General features: G+C 49.4%; 3 protein-coding genes and 1 pseudogene. 3 read left to right on the top strand and 1 reads right to left on the bottom strand.

Annotation, left to right across the window (positions count from 1 at the left end):
- Nucleotides 1-445 (top strand): EAL domain-containing protein (locus B3180_RS11265; RefSeq protein ID WP_286844576.1); only part of this gene is annotated, 445 nt, incomplete at its 5' end.
- A 9-nt stretch (nucleotides 446-454) separates the two neighbouring features.
- Here the strand turns inward: B3180_RS11265 and rep are convergent.
- Nucleotides 455-2456 (bottom strand): annotated as a pseudogene (gene rep, locus B3180_RS11270) (DNA helicase Rep).
- A 110-nt stretch (nucleotides 2457-2566) separates the two neighbouring features.
- Here rep and B3180_RS11275 point away from each other — a divergent pair.
- On the top strand, nucleotides 2567-2812 hold the full coding sequence (locus B3180_RS11275; protein WP_011233471.1) for an accessory factor UbiK family protein: 246 nt from the start codon (nucleotides 2567-2569) through the stop codon (nucleotides 2810-2812).
- A gap of 9 nt (nucleotides 2813-2821) precedes the next feature.
- On the top strand, nucleotides 2822-3163 hold a 342-nt coding region (locus B3180_RS11280), incomplete at its 3' end, for an FAD-binding oxidoreductase (RefSeq protein WP_286844578.1).

Below are 3163 nucleotides of genomic sequence, written 5' to 3' on the forward strand. Positions count from 1 at the left end.
GGTTAATATCGTTATGGACAGCGGCGCCAAGCCGGAAAATATTGCGCTAGAGTTTGATGAAACTGATCTGGTTAAAGATGGCCGACGGGTGCTAGCAAGTCTCAGGCGGCTGTCGGAATTTGGCTTTACACTGGTTATCGACAACTTTGGTAGTGGCTCCGGGCCGTTGCAGTTCTTGTATAACTTCCCGTTTACGGTATTAAAGCTGGATCATCATTATATTGCCCGGCTAAGCAGCAATAACCGTGCTCAGGCCATGCTTAAGCACATAGTTACGCTGTGTCATGAACTGAATATTGAAGTTTATGCAGACGGTTTAGAGACTGAAACACAAAAGGACGACGTTGAAAAACAGGGCGTCACTATTGGTCAGGGGAGTTTTATTGACCAAAACTATGAAAGCCGTATCGTTAAAGACGACGACTCCAGTTTCGTGTGCGCGTGACTGCTGGCGCTACTTCAGCGCATTCTTCAGCATTTCCAGCCCCTGACTTCTTTGTTCTTCCCGCTCTTCATCTGATTTTTGTTTGCGATGTTCCCACTCTAAATCGTCCTGCGGTAATTCCAGAAGGAAGCGACTGGGCTGGGGTTCAAGTTTTTCACCAAACTGACGGCGTTCTTTCGCCATAGTGAAGACTAACTTATGTTGTGCCCGGGTTATTCCAACGTAAGCCAGGCGGCGTTCCTCTTCAATGTTGTTTTCATCAATACTGCTTTGGTGCGGCAGTAAGCCTTCTTCCATGCCCACTAAGAATACGNNTTTCCAGACCTTTGGACGCATGCAGAGTCATTAACTGCACCTGCTCAAACTGCTCATCATCTTCGTTGCGGGACATCATATCGCGCAGAGATAAACGGCTGACGACCTGGTCGAGTGACATGGGCTCATGTTCGGCATCGCCTTTTAGCATATCGGACACCCAGCGATGCAGTTCGTACACATTCTTAATGCGCATTTCCGCAGCTTTTGCACTGGGGCTTTGTTCAAACAACCAGTCCTCGTAACCAATTTCGCTGAGCAACTGTCGCACCGCATCGCTGGCATCTTCCTGATGATCAGCCTCGCGGGCAAGGGTATCTATCATATTACGGAACACGTCCACATGCTGAAAAATACCGGTGCTAAGCTGCGTTTTTAAATGTGGTGACTGGCAGGCTTCAAATAAGCTGCAGCCTAACTCCTGCGACAAACGACCAATACGCTCAACGGTTTGCGGACCAATGCCACGGCGCGGCGTGTTAATAATACGCAGAAAGGCGGTGTCGTCGGTTGGATTCACCAACAACCGCAGGTAAGCCATAATATCTTTGACTTCCGCACGGGCAAAGAACGACTGACCACCGGTAATTTTATACGGAATGCGGTTGTTCATCAGGGCCTTCTCAAACAAGCGAGACTGATGGTTACCCCGGTATAAAATGGCAAAATGGTGATACGGCGTTTTACGTAAAAAACGGTGCTTCACAATCTCGGCCACCACACGTTCTGCTTCGTGTTCTTCATTTCGGCCAAAGATAACACTCAGCGGTTCGCCGTATTCCATCTCGGAAAACAGCTTTTTCTCAAAGACGTGTGGGTTATTTTCAATGAGGATGTTCGCCGCCTTCAGAATGCGTCCGTGGGACCGATAATTCTGTTCCAGTTTCACCACTTCCAGCTGCGGAAAGTCCTGTTTTAATAGTGCCAGGTTCTTTGGCTGCGCTCCCCGCCAAGAGTAAATGGACTGGTCGTCGTCACCCACTACGGTAAAACGGGCACGCTCGCCCACCAGTAATTTAACCAGCTGGTATTGACTGGTGTTGGTATCCTGATACTCGTCCACCAATAGGTACTGAAACTTTTTCTGCCAGCGCGCGCGGACGTTTTCGTTGGTTGCCAGCAATAAGGTTGGCAGACGAATCAGGTCGTCAAAGTCGACGGCATTACAGGCGCTCAGGTTATTTTGGTATTGCTGATAAACCTGAGCAAAGGCATTTTCCTGATCGTTCCCAGCTTTCTGTAAAGCCTGCTCGGGCGAGAGCATGGCGTTTTTCCAGTGGCCTATCTGGTGCTGACAGGCTTGAATCAACGCTTTGTCGCCCTCAAATACATCTTCAGTAAGGGCGTTAAGCAGGGCGTAGGTGTCCTGGTCGTCAAATAACGAAAAACCGGGTTTAAACCCTAGTGTGCTGAGTTCGCGGCGGATAATGTTCAGGCCCAGAGTATGAAAGGTACACACGGTTAAACCGCGCAGCTGCGCTTTCGGCAAGGTTTGCGCAATACGCTCTTTCATCTCTTTGGCGGCTTTATTGGTAAAAGTCACCGCGCCAATTTGGCGTGCCGTGTAAACTTGCTGACGAATAAGGTAGGCAATTTTCTCGGTAATAACCCGGGTTTTACCGCTACCGGCACCGGCCAGTACCAATAAAGGTCCTTGAGTATAATGTACAGCCTGGTTCTGGCGATCGTTCAGCATGGGCGCCGTAGAGTTCCTGATTCGTGAAAAAGCCGATAAGAAGCTCGGATTTTACCTGAATCTCCTGCTAAGCTAAATGAATAAGCAACGATTTACACAAAGAGAGACTTATGGACAACAAAACAATAGAGAATATTGCTCGCCAAATTAACGACAGTATGCCAGCCGGTGTTAAAGAACTGGCCGGTAATATGGAGCAACGTGTTAAACAAACCCTGCAGTCACAGCTGTCAAAGCTCGACTTAGTGACCCGCGAAGAGCTGGATGTACAGCAGCAAATGTTACTGCGCCTGCGTGAGCGCGTTGAGCTGTTAGAAAAAGAACTGGAAGCGACCAAGAACCAAAACAAGGACTAAGTCAGCCGTATGATCCAATGGATTAGTGGAAAAGTTGTCGAGAATTACCGTTGGAGTTCTGGCGTTTTCAGTTTGAGAGTTGTGGCCGAGCCGTTTGACTTTAAGGCAGGGCAGTTTGTCCGTTTAGGCCTGAATGTAGGTGGTGAGCAGCTATTGCGTGCCTACTCGCTGGCCAGTGCGCCGGGCGAAGCCATACTGGATTTTGTCATAGCCGAAGTGGAAGACGGCGAGGTCAGCACCAAGCTAGCTCAGTTGCAGCCGGGCGACAGTGTGGACATTACCCAGCCCGCCGGTGGCTTTTTCACACTGGACGAAGTACCGGACGGCGACAGCTTGTGGATGCTCTCAACC

The organism is Idiomarina sp. UBA4206 (assembly GCF_002383015.1).
Classification (GTDB): domain Bacteria; phylum Pseudomonadota; class Gammaproteobacteria; order Enterobacterales; family Alteromonadaceae; genus Idiomarina; species Idiomarina abyssalis.

What these genes read in the sequence shown, in the direction of transcription:
- B3180_RS11275 (WP_011233471.1), top strand. Translation starts at nt 2,567, where the DNA reads ATGGACAACAAAACAATAGAGAATATTGCTCGCCAAATTAACGACAGT.